Source organism: Myroides sp. WP-1, from assembly GCF_014145635.1.
In the GTDB taxonomy this organism is placed as follows: Bacteria; Bacteroidota; Bacteroidia; order Flavobacteriales; family Flavobacteriaceae; genus Flavobacterium.
Map to the genome: position 1 here is coordinate 1 of NZ_JACHTC010000018.1, position 20,399 is coordinate 20,399.

Genomic DNA, 20,399 nt, shown 5'->3' on the forward strand with positions numbered 1-20,399 from the left:
TGTTTGAAGAGGTGTTGTTTGAAGAGGTGTTGTTTGAAGAGGTGTTGTTTGAAGAGGTGTTGTTTGAAGAGGTGTTGTTTGAAGAGGTGTTGTTTGAAGAGGTGTTGTTTGAAGAGGTGTTGTTTGAAGAGGTGTTGTTTGATGAGGTGTTGTTTGTTGAGGTGTTGTTTGTTGAGGTGTTGTTTGTTGAGGTGTTGTTTGTTGAGGTGTTGTTTGTTGAGGTGTTGAGATGTTGAGGTGTTGAGCCAACTGTTAACGACAAACAGATAACCCCTAATAAAAAACCCCTTCTATAGCAAAGAGAAGTTTGAGGCTATGGAAGGGGTTATATTTTTTAAGAATTTCAGTATAATATATTTAGTCCCCACTAATATTTTTATGATATCTTAAAATAAGTAAACACAATCAAGTATTGTGTTTTTTTCAAACTTCATAGACAAAAGTACAAGTACTTTTGTAAAAACAAAACACAAGTTTGCTTTTTTTTCACATTAAACCCTAGTATTTATCCCTGTTTAGAGAAATATCAATGTGATATTCTCAAAGTAATTACTTTAAAATCAAAGGATATAAGATACTTTATTAGAGAACTCAACCTCTCAACAAACAACAAACAACCAACAGCACCCAACCAACATAAAAAAAAACCACCCCTATAAAAGGAGTGGTTTTCTATGATCGATATTTTTTTATTTAACTATTTCAATAACTCTTCTATATTGCGATCGAAGATATTGACGAAAGCCTCTTGGATACTAGCATCAGCGTTTAAGATGATACTGCGTTGTATTTTGGTAATAATCCACTTGTCTTTCATCTCATTAAAATCTGTACAGCGCAATTCGATTAAGTTGGGGTGTTTGTATTGACTTACAAGATCTCTCCATTCGTTGTGTTCTCCGTCAATGCACACAGAAATAACCTGAATGTTAGGGATTTGTTCAAGCAGTTGTAAAGCTCTTTTATGGCTTGCTTCTGCATGAGCCAACCCGTTTTTGGTCCACACGAACATCAGTGTCTTTTTGTTGATCAACTTTTTGAATTCAACTGGTTTTTCGTTGAGATCAACTAGTTCTACACGGGGTAAGCGATTTTCGTACTTCAGATTTTGTACGGCATTCTGAATTTTTACAATCTCTTGATGCTGTGTCGTATCGGTTGAAAGTTTAAAATACGCTTCAAAAAACTTATCGTTATTATTGAGGTTTTGATCTTCCAGGAGGTAGATCAATGCTATATTATCTAAAATTGTATTCTTTACCTTTTCGTTGCGGATTAACGTGTCAACAACATTGAGTTTTGTTATGTTTTTGTCAAACTTTGTTTGGCTGTCAAAATCGAGATCCGACTCATCGCTAACTGAACTTAGCATAATAGCCAAATATTTGGTGAAAGACGAATAGCGGATTAACTTTTCATTGTTGAAATCTACTTTGTTTCGAAATGAATAGTAATCGGCAGGTAGTTGATCTCGGATATCTTCTTTTGTTCGAACATAATGCGCAATAGGGTAAATCTCTTTTTGACTAAAAAAGTGAAGATCTAGTTTTGTTTTGGCATACATGTCAAACTCAGGTCCCCAACCAACGATGGCTTTACTGCGTAAATAATAGGTGGTACGCGCTGCATGTGCAGAGTCTATAAAACGGATGAATTGATTCACACCATAATCGTAGTTTTCGTAACGCGTTGATTCGTCTACTAAATTTTTAACAGTAAGGTTCATTAAGAAGTTGTTCTTTTCTGCTCCACGACCTGAAAAAATGATAGAATGATCAAAGTCTCTGGAGTTTAAACGCAGGTGTAAGCTGTCATTTTTGTCAAAATAAACGTACTGAAATTCGGGGTTCATACGGTAAATGTAGAGCCCAGGTGAAAGTGAATCGAATTTCTTTTCAAAGTGGTTGTTTTTATCTAAGTAGATCGTGTCTAATAGGTCGTTATCTTTGAAAAATAAAATGTAATTGGTGGTTGGGTTTTGTATTTCGCCACTGAAATGAGCAGAGTAATCGGTTGTCTCGAATTTCTTTTGACAAGAAAATAACAAAACAACCAATGGCAATAAACCATAGCGAATACTGGTATGTAAAAAGTTACTACACATTGTTTGGGGAATAATGCTAGTTAAAAAATTGACGTCGAGGACAAAAGTAAGTTTTACGGTTAGTTAATGTTGTTAACATATGGTTAAAATAAGTAATTCAAAATTGAAATAAATTAAGAGAGATTAAATCTCATATATATTTAGTAATTTTGCAACAATTTAAATCAAACAAGAAATAATGTTAACAGTTTCAAATCTGTCAGTTCAGTTCGGTAAGCGAATTTTATTTGATGAAGTAAATGTAACCTTTACACAAGGTAATTGCTATGGAATTATCGGTGCAAATGGTGCGGGTAAATCAACTTTTTTGAAAATATTATCAGGAGAAATTGATCCTACATCTGGACACGTTATTCTAGAGCCTGGTAAACGTATGTCTGTGTTAAACCAGAACCACAACATGTTTGATGAGCATACAGTGCTTGAAACAGTGGTGATGGGAAACAAAGATTTGTTTGCCGTTAAAAAGGAAATGGACGAACTGTATTTGAATTATACAGATGAGAACGCTGATCGTATCGGAGAGCTTCAAATTCGCTTTGATGAGATGAATGGATGGAATGCCGAATCTGACGCAGCGACAATGTTGTCTAACTTGGGAATTGCTGAAGAATTTCACTATACTTTAATGGGCGAAATGGACGCGAAACTAAAAGTTCGCGTGTTATTAGCGCAAGCTTTATTCGGAAATCCAGACGTACTAATCATGGATGAGCCGACCAACGACCTGGATTTTGAAACCATCGGTTGGTTGGAGAATTTCTTGGCAAACTATGAAAATACAGTGCTTGTTGTATCTCACGACCGTCACTTCCTTGATGCAGTATGTACACACGTATCGGATATCGACTTTGGTAAGATTACTCACTACTCTGGTAACTATACATTCTGGTATGAATCTAGTCAGTTGGCTGCTAAACAAAGAGCTCAACAAAACAAGAAAGCAGAGGAGAAAAAAGCTGAATTAGAAGAATTTATCCGCCGTTTTAGCGCGAACGTTGCCAAATCAAAACAAGCAACTTCTCGTAAGAAAATGATCGATAAATTGAAATTAGACGATATTAAACCTTCTTCTCGTCGTTATCCTGCTATCATTTTTGATCAAGATAGGGAAGCAGGTGATCAAATCTTGAATATCACCGGATTGGCAAGTTCAATTGACGGTGAGGTTCTATTTAAAGATGTAGACTTGAATGTGGTGAAAGGGGATAAAATTGTTGTTATCTCTCGCGACTCTCGTGCAACTACAGCATTTTACGAGATTATTAACGACAACCTTAAAGCAGATGCAGGTAAAGTAGAGTGGGGAATTACTACTTCTCAATCTTACTTGCCAGCAGATAACCATGCGTTTTTTGAAAATGACTTAACGCTAGTGGATTGGTTGCGTCAATGGGCAAAAACAGAAGAAGAAAGAGACGAAGTTTATGTACGTGGCTTCTTAGGAAAAATGATTTTCTCAGGAGAAGAAGCGTTGAAAACGGGTCGTGTATTGTCTGGAGGTGAAAAAGTACGTTGTATGTTGTCTCGTATGATGATGCTTAGAGCAAACGTATTGATGCTAGATGAACCGACAAACCACTTAGACTTAGAGTCAATTACGGCTTTTAATAACTCATTAAAAGGATTTAAAGGTACGGTGTTGTTCACTACACACGATAAAGAATTCGCACAAACTGTGGGAACGCGTATCTTGGAATTAACACCAAATGGTGTAATCGATCGCTATATGACGTTTGAAGACTATTTGGATGATCCGAAAGTAAAAGAATTAAGAGATAAAATGTATAAATAGTTAACGGTTTACGGTTAACGGTTTACAGAAGATTTTTCAATTGTAAGAAAAGCCATTCCTTTGTAGGGGTGGCTTTTTTTGTTTTTTGCTTTTCGCAAGTTGCTTTTTTGCTAGATAATCGATTAAAGAAAAAACATCCTTAAATCAGAAAATTATCTGATAACCGATAACCACAAAAAAAGCCAACCCAACTAAATGGATTGGCTTTTTTGTTGCTGATAATTTACCGTTAACTGTAAACTGTTAGTCGTTAATTATCTAACTCTTCTAACTTCAACTGCGTTTAAACCTTTTTTTCCTTTTTCAACTTCGTAAGTAACTACGTCGTTTTCACGGATACGGTCAACTAAACCTGAAGTGTGTACGAAAATATCTGCTCCGTTATCGTCTGGTGTAATAAAACCAAACCCTTTTGTTTCATTAAAAAACTTTACTGTTCCTTGTTGCATAATTAATTGAATTTATTATTCTGTTTTAGCTGCTTCTACAGCTCTAATTCCATTTTTACTTTGCTCTAATTTAAAGCTTATTTTTAATCCTTTTTCCAAAGGTATATTCAGATCATTTTGGTGAAGAAAAATACTCTCTCTCGTCTTAGAATCGATAACAAAAGCATATCCTTTATCCGTAACATAACTGATGGTACCTTCGTGATTTTCTTGAGAGATTTTTTCTGTATTCTTGTAGTCTTGCTTTTCTTGCAAGGCTTGTTCTTCTGGGGTTAGGTGAGTTAATTGTCCTTGTTTATCTACATAAACAAATAAATCCTCTAAATCCTTTCCTTTATTATTGTGTTGTTTACGCTCTTCTCTGCGTTTTAATTTTTCTTCTTGTTTTTGTTTTTTCTTTTTGTTGTTTTCTTTTTTAAAAAATGAGTCTGCCATTAATTGAATAGTTAACAAATGCTCAAAGCATCTGCAGGTTTATATATAGGTGTTGCTTGTACAGCAACAAAGAGTAATATGATTTATTAAATATGTAGCCCCATGGGGTTCTTCCTTAAGAAGTGAAATGAGAAGTTTGTTTGGATAAAAAAACTGACTTACTACGTATGAAAATAAACAATATTTATCTTTTGGTGATAAATGCAAAAACAGTAGTAAAAGTTTGAAAAAGTTAAACGAAGAATACTCTTCGATTGAAATTTACCAGGCTATACAATATAGTTTAATTGCCGAAATCCCGACAAAGGTATTGTTTTTTTAATTAGAAAAAGGTTTTTAGTTAAAAAATATTTTTTTATTCAACACAAATAGAAATCTGCTATAAGCTTCGTTTTTTGAATTGAATCCATCTTGACTTTTTTAATTGAAGTGAAAATAAACTATTTTGAGTCTGATTAAAGGCGTTTTTAAGTTGAATAGCAGGGCTATGGAATGAAAAAAGGACAAAAAGCAGGTTCAAAAGAGCGATTTTTTACCAATTAGAGAAAGTTTAGAGCAATTCATCGTTCTATGGATGGACAAGTATACATCAAGAAAAGAAAAAACGCAAAAGGAACAAACCTCTTGCGTCTTCGTTTTAGATTGACTGTTTTGATATTGATACTTTGCTCAATATGCCTTACTAAACGCGTCTTTCTTTTATAGCAATTTTTTTGTATTGTGGGGTATGTAAACTTCTATTTCTTTTGTTTGTTGATTGTTGATTGTCGTTTGTTGATTGTCGAGATTTTCATCTCACCACCCACAACTCACGATCTCTATCTCCATTCAAGTGTTCCATCTTCTAATACAACAAAAGAGAATTCGTAATAATTTGTCGATGTTGATCTCTTTTTGTATCGCACTGCTTCACCTACTTTTTTTGCGTGAAGCGTTAAAGAAGCTCTTATTTTATTTTTTCCCTCTGCTTTAAATCTGTAGCTGTGTAGCACAAAATTGTTGTAGGTTTCATCACTATCTTCAGGGTATTCTTCCATAACCATCGTAACGGCTTTGATGAAGTTTTCGTAGGTTTTACTATAGTCTACATCTTTAATTGTAAAAACAAGGTCTTTTGATTTTGCCGGTATCTGAGGAAGGCGTTTTATATTTTGAGAAGCTAGTGTTTCTTCTTTGGGTTGCATGCCTTCTTTTAGGTTGTAAAACTGTTGAAATTCTTCTTCACCTTCCCAAAATTCAACTGAGATGTTTTGTAATCTCGTATCAAGTGGCGGGGTTGATAGGAGTAACTCACTAACTTCCATATCGGGTGAAAATGCTTTTTCTACTTCTGCTTTTAGTACAGCGGCATTGTTTTCTTCTTGTAAGTGGATCGCAGTATCGCTTCCACAAGAAAAAGCTAAAAATGAAACGATTGTACTAAATAGGATAACTGACTTTTTCATATACTTTTATTCTTAATTGTGTTTATATCTGTTAGAAAACCAAGTGAAGAATAAATCATTTACCTGCACATTAGCAGCAACATTACTTGATTTATTCTTCATAACGGTTGATTTATAGAACAAACAAAGAGTATCGAAAAGAAAATAGTCGATGTAAACGCGATTCAACTTATTGCACACAACACAAGTAGTCTGTTTATGGTCTACTGAATTTCTTTACGATGGGGCAAAGGTAAGTGCTTTCGCTACGAAAGATAGGCTGTATTGATTTTCGTCTATGCGCAATCAATATTCGTTGCGTTTGTTGGATTATTCGTTGAAAACTAGGCTAGGAAATGCGCTGTATATAGGCTGTAATCGCTTCTTTTTTTCGTTCAGATACGGGAATAATCGTTTGATCTACCAATTCGAGGTGACCTTCTTTGTAATATTTGCTGATATAGGTTGTATTGACCAAGAACGATTGATGACAGCGAATGAAATGGGCAGGTAGCAACAGCTCTTCATATTCTTTGATCACCTTAGAAACCATAAGTTTGTCTCCATTGGCCAAATAAAATGTCGTATAGCCTTTATCACTTTGACAGTACACGATATCGGCAACACAGACAATTTGTGTAAAGTGAAACGTTTTCAACGCAAGGCGTTGAGGAGGTTGCGGAGTTTGTAGTTGCTCCATAGCTACTTGTAGTTGTTCTTCTGCAAAAACATGTAGATTTCGTCGTTCATAACAGCGTTCGATTGCTTGTGTAAATTCTTGGTCGTCAAGTGGTTTTACCAAATAGCCCAAAGCACCTAGGTTCAATGCTTTTATTGCATATTGACTATAGGCTGTAATGAAGATGAGCTGCATGTTGGGATTGTTTATCTGCTGTAATAGTTCAAAGCTCGTACCGTCTTTGAGTTGGATGTCTGCCAAAATCAGGTCGGGTTGTTGAGCAAGTATTTCAGGATGTGCTTTGCTAATAGAATCAGAATACCCCACAAGCTGAAGATATGGAATATCAACCACTAGAGATAGAATGTATTTTAAAATAGCAACTTCGTCTTCGAGAATATAAACTTTCATAGGAACAATATTAAGCATAAATAAGAGGAATACACAACAGAACTTCAACGCCAGTACCTGAAGTTTCATCTTCTATGGGATACAAACGAAAAAAAGCTCGTTTCTTCTCTGAGTGAAATAGAGCATCCAAGCGCTCTTGTGTAATAACTTGCGCGAGTGATTGTTTTGTGGTATTTGCCGTCGCTTCTTTGGGCTGTAATCCGCACCCATTGTCGCGAATATAGAGGAGAAGTTGTTCGTCTTTTTCTTTTACCGTTAGGGTTAGTATCCCCCGATACGCTATGTTCTTAAACCCGTGTTCAATGGCGTTTTCTATAAAAGGTTGTAGCAGCATGGGCGGAATGAGTATTTCATCCGTATTGATAGCTGTGCAGTCTATCCGAAAGTCAAAAGAATTGTTATATCGCATTTGTTGAACCTGAAGGTAATTTTCAATCGCATTCAAATCTTCCGATAAAGTAACAAAATCGCGGCGATTGAGTTCGAGAATATTGCGGATCATTTTTGATAAAGTGATCAAATATCGATTGGCTTTTACTTTGTCTTCCTGGTTGATAAAACCTTGTAGGTTGGCAATTGCATTGTAAATAAAATGCGGATTGAGTTGTACTTGTAGTAGACGCTGTTCTAGCTCCATTTTTTTGTTTTCAATGGCGAGTCCCTTGTTTTTTTCGCTAAGCAATCGCTGGCGATATAAAATCAAAGAGTAAGAAAGCAAACCAATGATAAAGAGTACAATAAACGAAGTGATCCAACGCTGTTGTAAAAATGTTTTTCTCTGCAATTGATAATTCTCCTTGAGAGAGGAGATCTCCACATCCTTTTGTTTAGTTTGATATTGGAGTTCTAGTTCATGGAGTTTACTGGCATTTACTTTTTCTTTTATCCGAGTTGAATGCGCAAAAGAAGAGTCTAAAGCAATAAGTGCCTGTTGATAATCACCTTTGTGTTTGTATACATTACTCAATCCACCATAGAGTTGATTTTGTTCCAGAATTTTCATTTGTTGCGCCAACGCAATTCCCTCTTTATAGTAGTGAATAGCAGAGTCAAGTTGTTGATTGCGTTCAAAACTAGTCGCTAAATTATTGTATACTGTCGGATGAAGCTGATTGCGTTTCTTGTTGTAATGAAAGTAGCGTTTACTACTTTGTAGGGCCTCATCAAAATGACCAATCAGTGCAAAATAACGTGCTTCCATATCGTAGTAACGCGCTATAGCAATTTCGTCATTCGAGTCTCTTAGTAATACTTTTAACTGTTGTAAGGCCGCTTGCGCCTGATTTTGGTCTTGTAATTCGGCAGCTAATAAAAATGAAATGTCATAAAAACGCGTTTTAATGCGACGGTTATCCCTGAAAGGATGCTGAGCATAATAACGTTCTGTAAAGTCAAGAGAACGTTCCATATCGCCATTTAAGAAATACGCTTTTGCAAGTAAATCATACAATTGATAATCTAAAATCGTTGCGTGCTTGTTTACGAGGTCCAATTGTTGATAGAGCAATTCCATGAATTCCACCGAAGCTACTCTTTGATATTTAATTTCTTGCCCAAGCTTGGTATATGTCAATAAACGCTGCCAAACGGGATCTACTGCCGGATACGCTTCAAAAGCCTGTTTAAAATAAAGATCCGAACTATCTTGCTGCTGTGTGTACTGAAACAAGAGACTCTGGAAGTAAAGTCCATATGGAGAGCGCTTGAACTGTGAGTCAGACTGATGAAGTGCTTCTTCTATCACTTGCTTGCGATCTAGCGCCGCGATCGTATCCAAACTAATGTATAGTGCTAAACTCTTTTTTGATTGAGTCGTGTCTGAGGGAGTGCTCCATTTTTTTTCTGATAAACTAGAGGCTTTTTTTTCACAACTACTTAGCAGGAGTATCGCAAGTAAAAAGGAGAGTATACGAAGCATTTTTTTTTGTGTTGATTGTTGATTATTGTTGAGGTGTTGAGGTGCTGAGGTGTTGAGAGAGAAGACAACTCACCGTCTCACCAACTCACCAATTCACAACCGATCAGCAAACTTAAATTATAATTTTTTACTAAAAAAGAGAAAAACGGTGTTAGACCTCAAACAACAATCAACAAACAACAATCAACAAACGACAATCAACAATCAACAAACAACAATCAACAAACAACAAACATCACAATGGATTTTGTACCTTTGAAAAAAAGGACTTCGGATCATGTTTAGGCATCAAGGTAAAAATCGGGCATATTCACATAATCTCAAATTAGCTTCCGTACTATCAGGTGTGGCGGGGATCGTTAATATTGTAGGAGTATTGGGATTGAGTACCCTAACTACCAATGTGACAGGACATTTTGCTTTTTTTGCAGAGGAATTTATCGAAGAAAACTACAGTAGAGCCTTAGTTTACCTCATTTATACTTTTTTCTTTTTGTTGGGTTCTTTTATATCTAGCCTTATTATGGAATGGGTACTTAAACACAAACCGGAAGTATCTTATGTAATTCCGATTTTGATAGAAGTGATCTTGTTGGTAGGAATTAGTGCTGTTGATATTTTTTATGAAGGCGCATTGCAGAAATACAGCGTTTTCTGTGCTTTGGTGCTCCTGTTCTCTATGGGGTTACAAAACTCCTTGGTAACGAGAGTTTCCGGTGCAGTGGTTCGAACAACACATCTTACAGGGTTATTTACCGATTTGGGAATTGTACTCTCTCAATTGTTCTTTTATAAGAATAGAGCAGAACGTGTGCGTCTCTTCCGAAGTGTCTTCTTAATGCTTGCCATTATTGGCTGTTTCTTCGTTGGCTGTGTAGCGGGCGGATTTTTGTACTTTCACTATCAGTTTAAAACACTCGTCTTAGCTGCTATACTGCTGTTGTTTGCGCTTTGGTACGATCAATTGCTCATGAGCTATTATACTTTGAGAAGGCGAATTCGTTTGTAGGGGTGTTTGGTGTTCGGTGTTTGGTGTTTGGTGAGGCGTTGAGATGTTGAGATGTTGAGATGGTGAGATGGTGAGATGTTGAGTTGGTGAGATGGTGAGACGATGAAATCGGAACGCAGTGAAAATCGAAACGCAGTGTAGATTCATCGAACACCGAAACAAATATAAACTCAGTGAGATATATTCATCGAACACAAAAACCAATATAAACTCAGTGAGATATATTCATCGAACACCAAAACAAATATAAAATAAGTGAGATAGATGGTGAGGCGATTGGACGATGAGATTGTTGAAAGAAAGTAAATACCTTCTTATTACAGCGTTTTTACTTAACGAGAAACTCAACAACTCAACAAGAAACTCAACGCCTCAACAACTCAACCAATAAATTACTTATCAATCGTTCTCATCGCTTTTTTAACAATATAGGTTGTAGCTTTAGTATTGCTTTCTTTCAACCATTGTGCACAGAGGTTACGCACAAAATCGGGTTGTGTTTTACTGGCGTCATTCAACCAGTTGGCTACGCTGTCTTGCACGTATTTAGCAGGATCATTGCGAAGATTTTCCAATAAAGGCAAGGCTAGTGCCGGATTGTTTTTTAGTATTTCGATGTGTGCACACCAAACGCCACGCGGACGAATAGATTCAGTAGCAAAGCGACGGATATTTTCATCAGCGTTTAGTGTCCAAGGCAAGAGTGTTTCTAAACTCAGCGATAAATTGGCAATAATAGTAGGGCGAACCGCCATCCATGCTGTTTCTCGAACACCAAAATGCGTGTCAGCAGCAAAAGCTTGAATAGCATTTAATTTTTCTAAGGGACTATATGTCGGGTGTAGTCCAATCATGTAGGTGGCCCAACAACGAACCATATCAGCAGGGTGATGACTCAAGATAGAAAAGAGCTTCTCGTCTTTGGCTGTTGTCGCTTGTTGAAGGAGAAGTTCGCCAATAGTTGCATTTCTCAGGGTAATTGTAGGTTTCTTTAACGCAGCTATTGCCGCAAGTGTCGCAGGTAAATAGTCCGTTCTATCGCACTGCTCCAAGACCGTTTGTAGTAATATACTTGAGTCAATAGCGAGCCATTCAACTAAATTAGCTGTTTCAATTTCACCTCGGTTTAACTGCTCCAATAGTTCAGGCGGAATCCCCGCAACTGTTTTAGAACCTTTTCGTTTTACTTGATCCATTTTTTTTTCTCTATGTTCATACAAAGGTTGTTATCTTTTTTTGACCTTGCAATACCGCATAAAAATGTCACCTATGTTTTTTTGGAAAGAGGAAAGAGGATAGAGGAAAGAGGATAGAGGATAGAGGAAAGAGGAAATCGCAGCGCAGTGAAAATCGAAACGCAGTGAAAATCGAAACGCAGTGTAGATTCATCGAACACCGAAACAAATATAAACTCAGTGAGATATATTCATCGAACACAAAAACCAATATAAACTCGGTGAGATATATTCATCGAACACCAAAACAAATATAAAATAAGTGAGATAAAGAGGAAAGAGGATAGAAAGAGGAAAGAGGATAGAGGATAGAGGATAGAAAGAGGAAAGAGGATAGAGGATAGAGGTGTTCTCACCATCTCACCATCTCACCATCTCACCATCTCACCATCTCACCACCTCACCACCTCACCATCTCACCACCAAACAACAAACACCAAACAACAAACACCAAACAACAACTCATAAAAATCCAATAAACGCTGATATATAATAATATAAGTTCTGTAATTTAAACGTATTTAACTTTTTATATATTTAATGCATGATTTTTTAAGGGAGTGGGAGAATGCTTTTACTTAAAAATAATAAAAGGAATGTTATGCGAAATGGTTAAAAAATGTACCTTTGTGTGCTTAGGGAAATAGCTTAAGCTAAAAACACCTTACTTTTTTATCTGAATTTTTAAGTAATAAGAAAGTAACAAAAAATGAAAAAGAAATTTAAGATTGCTGTTATAGGGCAAGGCTACGTTGGTTTGCCTTTGGCTTTAGCATTTTCAAAACACTACCCAGTAGTGGGATTTGATATTAATGCAAAGCGCATTTCGTGTTTGCAACAAGCGCAAGATGATACCAAAGAAGCAGATCAAGAGCAGTTAAAGGTATCGTTGATGACCTACCAAACTTCTGGTGGTGTTGTTGGATATTTACCTAGTTGTGAAATTAAAGATTTAGCTGACGCTAATGTTTTTATTATTACTGTTCCAACGCCAATCAATCAATTTAATGCACCTGATTTATCTCCGTTAAAAAGCGCTTCTCGCTTGGTAGGAGAGGTACTGAAGCCTGATGATATCGTGATTTATGAATCTACGGTATATCCCGGATGTACCGAAGAAGAGTGTATCCCTGTGATAGAAGCCACATCCAAACTACAATTTAACCGCGACTTTTACGTTGGATATTCACCAGAGCGAATCAATCCTGGAGATAAGGTTAATACGTTAGAAACTATTGTTAAAGTAACTTCGGGTAGCACACCTGCTATTGCAGAAGAAATAGATCAACTCTACCAACAAATCATTCATGCCGGAACTCATAAAGCAACTTCTATCAAAGTGGCAGAAGCAGCAAAAGTAATTGAAAATGCACAACGCGATGTCAATATTTCTTTTGTTAATGAACTGGCGTTGATCTTTGACCGTATTGGTATTGATACCCAAGAAGTGTTGGAGGCTGCAGGAACCAAGTTTAACTTCTTGAAGTTTAAACCCGGATTAGTAGGAGGACACTGTATTTCAGTAGATCCGTATTATTTAGCACATAAGGCCATTCAGTTGGGGTATTACCCAGATGTGATTCTTTCAGGTAGACGAGTAAACGACGAAATTCCCGTTTTTATCGCGAGTAAGGTAGTGAAACTTATGGTGCAAAAAAACATCAATGTAAGCCAAGCTAAGGTGTTGTTATTGGGCTTTGCTTTTAAAGAAAATTGTCCGGATACGCGCAATACCAAAGTGGCGAAGATATATGAAGAGTTGATTTCTTACGGCATAGCTGTTGACGTTTGCGATCCGTGGGTAAACCCCAGCGAAGTGAGAGACGAATACGGTTTAGAACTTGTGTCATCGATAGATATACTCAAAAAACAATACGATGCTGTGGTATTAACTACAGCACATAAAGAATTTGATAAATTAAACGTCAGTGAATTAGTACATCATACAGGCGTTGTATTTGACACCAAAAGTGTGTTAGACAAAGATAAAGTAGATAGTAGATTATAATAAGATTAAAGGTAGAATGAAAAAAGTTACTAAGATTTGTTGTGTGGGGGCAGGTTATGTAGGTGGACCTACTATGGCCGTTATTGCGTATAAAAACCCTCATATTCAGATTACGGTAGTTGATGTCAATGAAGCGCGTATTCAGGCGTGGAATGATCCAAACCTAGATAAATTACCCATTTATGAACCAGGTTTGGATGCTGTTGTAGCAGAAGCAAGAGGACGTAACTTATTTTTTGATACCAACGTAGATAAAGCTATTGACGAAGCGGATATGATTTTTATTTCCGTTAATACTCCGACCAAAACGTATGGTAAAGGAAAGGGAATGGCTGCCGATTTAAAATACATTGAACTCTGTGCGCGTCAAATTGCCCGTGTAGCAAAAACGGATAAAATCGTAGTTGAGAAATCAACACTGCCCGTGCGTACAGCACAAGCGATTAAGCGTATTTTAGATCAAACGGGTAATGGAGTGGAATTCCAAATCTTGTCAAACCCAGAGTTCTTAGCAGAAGGAACAGCCATTCAAGATTTGATGAATCCTGATCGCGTGTTGATTGGAGGGGCTGAAACGCCAAAAGGACAAGAGGCAATCGAAGCGTTAGCTGCTATTTACGGAGCTTGGGTACCCCAAGAGCGCATTTTACGCACCAACGTTTGGTCGTCAGAATTGTCAAAATTAACTGCAAATGCTTATTTAGCTCAACGCGTGTCTTCCATCAATGCTATTTCAGAACTATGTGAAGCTTCGGGAGCAGATGTGAGCGAAGTAGCTAGAGCTATCGGAACAGATAGCCGTATCGGAAGTAAGTTTTTGAAAGCATCTGTAGGTTTTGGAGGATCGTGTTTTCAAAAAGATATTTTAAACTTGGTGTATATCGCTAAATCTTATGGTTTAGAAGAAGTGGCGGATTACTGGGAACAAGTGATCTTGATGAACGACTACCAAAAGCGCCGTTTTGCAGAAAACATCGTAAGTACGTTGTTCAATACCGTAAACGATAAGAAAATTGCATTCTTAGGATGGGCATTCAAAAAAGACACCAATGATACCCGTGAGTCTGCAGCTATTTATGTAGCCAATGATTTGATTGAAGAAGAAGCACAAATTCACGTGTATGATCCGAAAGTAACTGCACAGCAAATGTTGTCTGATTTAGACTATTTGGCTACCCGTGAGCCAGAAGCAAATAAAAAACACCTTACCGTACACCAAGACCCTTATGAGGCTTTAAAAGATGCACATGGTATTGCAGTGCTAACGGAATGGGACGAATTTAAAACCTATGATTGGCAACGCGTTTACAATGAAATGCAAAAACCAGCGTTTATCTTTGATGGACGTAATATTTTAGACCGTCAAGCATTGGAACAAATTGGTTTTGAAGTGTATACGATAGGGAGAGGAAAATTAAAAAAATAGATTGTAATTTAAATTATAGCAAGCAAAATGAAAAAGAATTTAATTGTATTCGGTACAAGACCAGAAGCTATTAAAATGGCACCCCTGGTAAAAGAGTTTAAAAGGCATAAAGATCAGTTTGATACTCGTGTATGTGTAACAGCGCAACACAGAGAAATGTTGGACCAAGTTTTAGAATTCTTTGAGATCGTACCGGAGTATGATTTGAATTTGATGAAACCCAATCAAAACCTGTATTCTTTAACAGGAGATATCATTGTAGGGTTAAAGGATATTTTAGAGGAGTTTAAACCTGACTATGTTTATGTACACGGAGACACAACTACAACAATGGCGGCGAGTATTGCTGCTTTTTACAGTGGTGCAGAGGTATGCCACGTAGAAGCTGGGTTGCGTACACATAATAAAAGAGCTCCTTTTCCTGAAGAAATTAATCGTCAGATTACAGGACGTGTGACAGATTATCATTTTGCTCCTACAACAGCATCTCAGGAAAATCTATTGAGAGAAAATATAAATCCAAAAGACATTCTAATTACAGGCAACACAGTTATTGATGCTTTGTTGGAGAGCGTAGAGCGAGTAGAAGACTTGCAGAATGCTGAAATTGACCAATTAAAACAAATGGTTGAAACGGATAAGAAATTAATTTTAGTAACAGGTCATCGACGTGAAAATCACGGAGATGGGTTTATTCGTATATGTGAAGCATTAAAAGAAATAGCAACAACACATGCGGATGTACAAATTATTTATCCCGTTCACTTAAATCCTAATGTTAAAAAACCAGTGTATGAAATTTTATCTGGTATTTCTAATATTAAATTAATTGATCCATTGGCGTATCCATCATTTGTTTGGTTGATGAATCAAAGTTATATGATTGTTACTGATAGTGGAGGGGTGCAAGAAGAGGCGCCAAGTTTAGGTAAACCTGTATTAGTGATGCGTGAAACAACAGAACGCCCAGAAGCTGTAGCAGCTGGAACTGTAATTTTGGTGGGAACAGATAAAGAAAAGATAGTAGCAGAAGCAAATAGCCTGTTAACAGACACACAACGCTATGCTAAAATGTCTGCTTTACACAACCCTTACGGAGATGGTAAAGCATGTCAACGTATCGTCGAGTTTATTGGTAAATTGTAATATAGTATCGAGCAACATAAAAAATAAATAGAGTTAGAAAAATGAATACACAAGTAGTAACAATAGGGTTAGGATATATCGGACTACCAACATCTGCACTAATTGCACAAAACAAAATTGGTGTACATGGTGTTGATATTTCACAACATGTGGTAGATACCATTAATGCAGGAAAAATTCACATTGTCGAACCAGATTTGGATAAGGCCGTTGCAGAAGCAGTGAATAATGGTTATTTAAAAGCGGCAACAACACCTATTGAGGCTAGTACTTATTTAATTGTTGTGCCTACACCGTTTAAAGGAAATCATGAACCGGATATTTCGTACGTAAAAGCAGCTACTACAGCTATTTTACCTTTGTTGAAAGAAGGTGATTTATACATCATTGAATCTACATCACCTGTTGGAACAACAGAGAAAATGATGGAATACATCTTTACTGAGCGTCCAGAATTAGTAGGAAAAATCTATTTAGCATATTGTCCAGAGCGTGTATTACCCGGAAATGTAATGTATGAATTGGTTCACAATGATCGCGTAATAGGAGGTGTAGATGCCGCTTCTACAGATAAAGCTGTGGCTTTTTATAGTCAGTTTGTACAAGGTACTCTGCACAAAACCAATGCACGTACAGCAGAAATGTGTAAGTTAACAGAAAACTCTTCTCGCGACGTGCAAATTGCCTTTGCAAATGAGTTGTCTTTGATCTGTGATAAGGCGGGAATCAACGTGTGGGAACTAATTGAATTAGCAAACAAACACCCTCGTGTAAATATCTTACAACCGGGCTGTGGAGTTGGAGGACATTGTATTGCTGTAGATCCTTATTTTATTGTTTCTGAATTTCCAATGGAATCGAGAATTATTGCTCAAGCTAGAGAAATAAACAATTATAAATCATTCTGGTGTGCTGAGAAAGTAAAATCGGCTCGTTTAGAATTTGAATTAAAAGAAGGTCGCCAACCAGCTATTGCAGTTATGGGATTAGCGTTTAAACCAAATATTGATGATTTACGTGAATCACCAGCAATTTACATTGCTGAACGCATCTTACAAGATTCAGGTGATGCAGATATGTTTATCGTTGAACCAAATGTACATGATCACAAAGTATTTAAACTAACGGATTATAAAGTAGCTGTTGAAAAAGCTGATATTGTTGTGTTCTTAGTTGCTCATAATGAGTTTAAAACCTTAGAAATAGCAGAAAATAAAGTAGTTTTAGATTTTTGTGGGATAATTAAGTAAGATGAAAAAAATAGTTATTACAGGAGGAGCAGGATTTATTGGATCACACGTGGTACGCCAGTTTGTGACTAAATACCCCAATTATCAAATTTACAATCTTGATGCGTTGACCTATGCAGGTAATTTGGAGAATTTAAGCGATTTAGAAAAGGCCCCTAATTATACGTTTGTAAAAGGAGATATTACGGATGAACAATTTATTCAAGACTTGTTTCAACAAGAACAATTTGATGCGGTTATTCACCTTGCTGCTGAATCACATGTTGATCGTTCAATCACAGATCCTTTAGCCTTTGTTCGCACCAACGTAATAGGTACAGTGAATTTGCTTCAAGCGTTTAAATCGCTGTGGCAAGGCAATTGGGACGGAAAGCGCTTCTATCACGTGAGTACAGATGAAGTATACGGTAGTTTAGGAGAAACAGGTTTCTTTTATGAAACAACGGCTTATGATCCAAATTCGCCTTATTCAGCTTCTAAAGCTAGCTCGGATCACTTTGTACGTGCTTATGGAGAAACTTACGGTATGCCTTATGTAGTGAGCAACTGCTCTAATAACTATGGACCCAATCACTTTCCAGAGAAATTAATTCCCTTGTGTATTCACAACATTATCAATAAAAAACCATTGCCCATTTATGGAGATGGAAAATATACCCGTGATTGGTTGTTTGTGATTGATCATGCAAGAGCTATTGATGATGTATTCCACAAAGGAGGAAATGCCGAAACATACAATATAGGCGGATTTAACGAATGGAAGAACATCGATTTAGTAAAGGAACTATGTATGCAAATGGATGCTGTTCTTGGGCGTGAAAAAGGAGAAAGTGAGCAATTAATCACTTTTGTCAAAGATCGACCAGGTCATGATCTGCGCTATGCTATCGATGCAACGAAGATTAATAAAGAGTTAGGGTGGTCGCCGTCAGTGACATTTCCTGAGGGATTAGCCAAAACCATCGCTTGGTACATGAGTAATCAAGAATGGTTGCACAATGTAACTAGTGGTGCTTATCAAGATTACTATAAAGAACAGTATAAATAATAAATTTTATCTTGTTTTGATTTTAAGAATTTAGCTAAAAGAAAGACAGGATATAAACGAAAAAAACTATGAAAGGAATAATATTAGCAGGTGGATCTGGGACGAGATTACATCCATTAACACTTGCCGTATCGAAGCAATTGTTGCCGATATACGACAAACCCATGATCTATTATCCACTGTCTGTATTGATGTTGGCAGGTATTCGCGAGATACTTATTATCTCAACTCCACATGATCTACCCAATTTTAAAAAGTTATTTGGGGATGGTAGCCAATTCGGAATTCAACTAAGTTATGCAGAACAACCAAGTCCCGATGGCTTAGCACAAGCTTTTATTATTGGAGAAGAGTTTATCGGAAATGACGATGTTTGTTTAGTACTGGGAGATAATATTTTCTATGGAGCAGGGCTACAACAAGTATTAGAAAAATCAGTTGAAACAGTTCGTAAAGAACAAAAAGCTGTAGTTTTTGGCTATTATGTTAATGATCCAGAGCGCTATGGCGTGGCCGAATTTGACGCAGAAGGCAATGTGTTGAGTTTGGAAGAAAAACCAGCACAACCCAAATCAAATTATGCAGTTGTAGGTTTGTATTTTTATCCAAATTCTGTGGTAAAAATTGCCAAAGAAGTAAAACCATCACACCGTGGAGAGCTCGAGATTACTTCTGTAAATCAAGAATACTTGGCACTAGATCAATTAAAACTACAAACGATGAGTCGTGGTTTTGCCTGGCTAGATACCGGTACACATGAATCCTTAACGGAAGCAACCGAGTTTGTAAAAGCGGTAGAAAAAAGAACATCCCTAAAAATCGCTTGTTTGGAGGAAATTGCCATACGAATGGGATTTGTTGAAAAGAATCATATTCTTAGTGCAGTAGAAGGTTTAAAAGGAGATTATTATAATTATATCCAAAATCTATTGAAATAATGGCATCTAAATATTTTTATTCTGAGTTAGAATCAAAGCGCTTTAACATGAATATTGTTAGAGCTAGTGCTGAAAATATAGAGGTAAGAGAATTGAGTAAAACGATTTATAGCAATCTTACCGATATCGTTTTTTTACGTGTTCCTTCTTCTAAAGGATTTCAAATGCAAGAGCTGAATAAGCTGGGGTTTGAGTATTTTCAAACAGATACGCTAGTTTATTATATTGTGGATTTTTTGAAATACAACATTCAAGATTTACGCAATCAAGACCTGATCTTCAAAAAGGCTACTGCAAATGACACCCAGGTACTTCGTGGAATGGTAGAGGTAATTTTTGAAGGATATACAAACCATTATTTCTCTAATCCGTATTTGTCAAAAGAGGGTATTTTAGAAGGCTATATCGAGTGGGTATTAAACTTTTTAAATGAAGAAACAAAAGAAGTATTCCTTGTTTACCGCGGAGAAACACCTATTGCTTTTGCTACATGTAGCTTAGATGAAGGTGTTGCAGAAGGTGTACTTTATGGGGTAATGCCTGATTATTCAGGAGGAGGAATTTACTCTGATATCATTCGTTATACCCAAAAATATTATCAGGCCAAAGGTGTTGAGAAAATGAAAGTTTCAACCCAGGTTCAAAATTATGCTGTACAAAAAGTTTGGGCAAGAGAAGGGTTTTATATGAACGAATCTTTCTCAACGATACATATCAATTCCTTGTTAAATTACTCTGTAGAAAAAGTACATAGCTTTGAGTATTTAGTAAAAGAAAGTGATATTGAGAGTTACGCTCAAGCAAGTAAAGACTACAATGAAATTCATTTTGATGTAGAAGCTGCTAAAAAATCAGGGTTTAAAGATCGAATTGCACATGGATTATTAGCAACAGGAGAGATATCAAGAATTATCGGTACCGAATATCCAGGAGTAGGATCTATTTTTATGAACTATAAGAATATTTTCTTAGCTCCAATGTATTTGAACGAATCATATCGATTTGTTGTGACAACTCCGTTTAAAACAGAAAAAGGCGTTTATATCTGTGTTGTTAAAGTGATGGATAAAAATGATAAATTAGTAGTAGTCTCGTATAATCAAGTTCTTAAGAGAAAGTAAGTA

General features: G+C 36.5%; 17 protein-coding genes. 10 read left to right on the forward strand and 7 right to left on the reverse strand.

The window, feature by feature from the left end; all coding sequences use genetic code 11:
* On the forward strand, window positions 1-236 hold a 236-nt coding region (locus H4K33_RS13600), incomplete at its 5' end, for a hypothetical protein (RefSeq protein WP_255493736.1).
* 461 nt (window positions 237-697) lie between these two features.
* Here H4K33_RS13600 and H4K33_RS13605 read toward each other — a convergent pair.
* Window positions 698-2,104, reverse strand: a complete 1,407-nt coding sequence (locus tag H4K33_RS13605; protein ID WP_182649905.1) for a hypothetical protein — start codon at window positions 2,102-2,104, stop codon at window positions 698-700.
* A gap of 178 nt (window positions 2,105-2,282) precedes the next feature.
* On the opposite strand from H4K33_RS13605, the gene H4K33_RS13610 reads away from it, so the two are divergent.
* The gene (locus tag H4K33_RS13610; protein WP_182649907.1) at window positions 2,283-3,899 is read left to right on the forward strand and encodes an ABC-F family ATP-binding cassette domain-containing protein; all 1,617 of its coding nucleotides are present in this window, start codon (window positions 2,283-2,285) and stop codon (window positions 3,897-3,899) included.
* Window positions 3,900-4,153: 254 nt separating this feature from the next.
* Here H4K33_RS13610 and H4K33_RS13615 read toward each other — a convergent pair whose 3' ends face one another.
* The 5 genes from H4K33_RS13615 to H4K33_RS13635 all read right to left on the reverse strand — a co-directional run bounded on the left by H4K33_RS13615 (window position 4,154) and on the right by H4K33_RS13635 (window position 9,215).
* Window positions 4,154-4,348: a cold-shock protein gene (locus H4K33_RS13615; RefSeq protein WP_002991706.1), complete on the reverse strand. Its 195-nt coding sequence runs from the start codon at window positions 4,346-4,348 to the stop codon at window positions 4,154-4,156.
* Window positions 4,349-4,363: 15 nt separating this feature from the next.
* Window positions 4,364-4,783 (reverse strand): cold-shock protein, encoded by a 420-nt coding sequence (locus H4K33_RS13620; RefSeq protein ID WP_182649911.1) that lies wholly within the window; start codon window positions 4,781-4,783, stop codon window positions 4,364-4,366.
* An 818-nt stretch (window positions 4,784-5,601) separates the two neighbouring features.
* Complete coding sequence (locus H4K33_RS13625) at window positions 5,602-6,228, reverse strand: hypothetical protein (RefSeq protein ID WP_182649913.1); 627 nt, start codon at window positions 6,226-6,228, stop codon at window positions 5,602-5,604.
* Window positions 6,229-6,556: 328 nt separating this feature from the next.
* Complete coding sequence (locus H4K33_RS13630; RefSeq protein ID WP_182649915.1) at window positions 6,557-7,297, reverse strand: LytTR family DNA-binding domain-containing protein; 741 nt, start codon at window positions 7,295-7,297, stop codon at window positions 6,557-6,559.
* Between the two features lie 10 nt (window positions 7,298-7,307).
* On the reverse strand, window positions 7,308-9,215 hold the full coding sequence (locus H4K33_RS13635; protein WP_182649917.1) for a histidine kinase: 1,908 nt from the start codon (window positions 9,213-9,215) through the stop codon (window positions 7,308-7,310).
* A gap of 277 nt (window positions 9,216-9,492) precedes the next feature.
* Between H4K33_RS13635 and H4K33_RS13640 the strand changes: the two genes are divergently transcribed.
* The gene (locus tag H4K33_RS13640) at window positions 9,493-10,224 is read left to right on the forward strand and encodes a YoaK family protein (RefSeq protein WP_182649919.1); all 732 of its coding nucleotides are present in this window, start codon (window positions 9,493-9,495) and stop codon (window positions 10,222-10,224) included.
* A gap of 392 nt (window positions 10,225-10,616) precedes the next feature.
* Here the strand turns inward: H4K33_RS13640 and H4K33_RS13645 are convergent, their stop codons facing one another.
* Window positions 10,617-11,420 (reverse strand): DNA alkylation repair protein, encoded by an 804-nt coding sequence (locus tag H4K33_RS13645; protein ID WP_182649921.1) that lies wholly within the window; start codon window positions 11,418-11,420, stop codon window positions 10,617-10,619.
* A gap of 748 nt (window positions 11,421-12,168) precedes the next feature.
* Here H4K33_RS13645 and H4K33_RS13650 point away from each other — a divergent pair.
* From H4K33_RS13650 to H4K33_RS13680, 7 genes are all read left to right on the forward strand, one after another.
* Complete coding sequence (locus H4K33_RS13650) at window positions 12,169-13,467, forward strand: nucleotide sugar dehydrogenase (RefSeq protein WP_182649923.1); 1,299 nt, start codon at window positions 12,169-12,171, stop codon at window positions 13,465-13,467.
* A gap of 16 nt (window positions 13,468-13,483) precedes the next feature.
* On the forward strand, window positions 13,484-14,893 hold the full coding sequence (locus H4K33_RS13655) for a UDP-glucose 6-dehydrogenase (RefSeq protein WP_182649925.1): 1,410 nt from the start codon (window positions 13,484-13,486) through the stop codon (window positions 14,891-14,893).
* Window positions 14,894-14,920: 27 nt separating this feature from the next.
* Complete coding sequence (wecB, locus tag H4K33_RS13660; protein ID WP_182649927.1) at window positions 14,921-16,039, forward strand: non-hydrolyzing UDP-N-acetylglucosamine 2-epimerase; 1,119 nt, start codon at window positions 14,921-14,923, stop codon at window positions 16,037-16,039.
* Between the two features lie 41 nt (window positions 16,040-16,080).
* A complete protein-coding gene (wecC, locus tag H4K33_RS13665; protein WP_182649929.1) occupies window positions 16,081-17,289 on the forward strand; it encodes a UDP-N-acetyl-D-mannosamine dehydrogenase in 1,209 nt (402 codons plus the stop codon).
* 1 nt (window position 17,290) lies between these two features.
* The gene (gene rfbB / locus H4K33_RS13670) at window positions 17,291-18,337 is read left to right on the forward strand and encodes a dTDP-glucose 4,6-dehydratase (protein WP_182649931.1); all 1,047 of its coding nucleotides are present in this window, start codon (window positions 17,291-17,293) and stop codon (window positions 18,335-18,337) included.
* 68 nt (window positions 18,338-18,405) lie between these two features.
* On the forward strand, window positions 18,406-19,275 hold the full coding sequence (gene rfbA, locus H4K33_RS13675) for a glucose-1-phosphate thymidylyltransferase RfbA (protein ID WP_182649933.1): 870 nt from the start codon (window positions 18,406-18,408) through the stop codon (window positions 19,273-19,275).
* The gene (locus H4K33_RS13680; RefSeq protein ID WP_220485331.1) at window positions 19,275-20,396 is read left to right on the forward strand and encodes a GNAT family N-acetyltransferase; all 1,122 of its coding nucleotides are present in this window, start codon (window positions 19,275-19,277) and stop codon (window positions 20,394-20,396) included. Before rfbA ends, H4K33_RS13680 begins: the two co-directional genes overlap by 1 nt.
* Window positions 20,397-20,399 lie beyond the last annotated feature (3 nt).

Bases quoted from the DNA above. Each gene is read 5' to 3' on its own strand.
- H4K33_RS13605 (WP_182649905.1), bottom strand. From the start codon at position 2,104: ATGTGTAGTAACTTTTTACATACCAGTATTCGCTATGGTTTATTGCCA.
- H4K33_RS13610 (WP_182649907.1), top strand. From the start codon at position 2,283: ATGTTAACAGTTTCAAATCTGTCAGTTCAGTTCGGTAAGCGAATTTTA.
- H4K33_RS13615 (WP_002991706.1), bottom strand. From the start codon at position 4,348: ATGCAACAAGGAACAGTAAAGTTTTTTAATGAAACAAAAGGGTTTGGT.
- H4K33_RS13620 (WP_182649911.1), bottom strand. From the start codon at position 4,783: ATGGCAGACTCATTTTTTAAAAAAGAAAACAACAAAAAGAAAAAACAA.
- H4K33_RS13625 (WP_182649913.1), bottom strand. From the start codon at position 6,228: ATGAAAAAGTCAGTTATCCTATTTAGTACAATCGTTTCATTTTTAGCT.
- H4K33_RS13630 (WP_182649915.1), bottom strand. From the start codon at position 7,297: ATGAAAGTTTATATTCTCGAAGACGAAGTTGCTATTTTAAAATACATT.
- H4K33_RS13635 (WP_182649917.1), bottom strand. From the start codon at position 9,215: ATGCTTCGTATACTCTCCTTTTTACTTGCGATACTCCTGCTAAGTAGT.
- H4K33_RS13640 (WP_182649919.1), top strand. From the start codon at position 9,493: ATGTTTAGGCATCAAGGTAAAAATCGGGCATATTCACATAATCTCAAA.
- H4K33_RS13645 (WP_182649921.1), bottom strand. From the start codon at position 11,420: ATGGATCAAGTAAAACGAAAAGGTTCTAAAACAGTTGCGGGGATTCCG.
- H4K33_RS13650 (WP_182649923.1), top strand. From the start codon at position 12,169: ATGAAAAAGAAATTTAAGATTGCTGTTATAGGGCAAGGCTACGTTGGT.
- H4K33_RS13655 (WP_182649925.1), top strand. From the start codon at position 13,484: ATGAAAAAAGTTACTAAGATTTGTTGTGTGGGGGCAGGTTATGTAGGT.
- wecB (WP_182649927.1), top strand. From the start codon at position 14,921: ATGAAAAAGAATTTAATTGTATTCGGTACAAGACCAGAAGCTATTAAA.
- wecC (WP_182649929.1), top strand. From the start codon at position 16,081: ATGAATACACAAGTAGTAACAATAGGGTTAGGATATATCGGACTACCA.
- rfbB (WP_182649931.1), top strand. From the start codon at position 17,291: ATGAAAAAAATAGTTATTACAGGAGGAGCAGGATTTATTGGATCACAC.
- rfbA (WP_182649933.1), top strand. From the start codon at position 18,406: ATGAAAGGAATAATATTAGCAGGTGGATCTGGGACGAGATTACATCCA.
- H4K33_RS13680 (WP_220485331.1), top strand. From the start codon at position 19,275: ATGGCATCTAAATATTTTTATTCTGAGTTAGAATCAAAGCGCTTTAAC.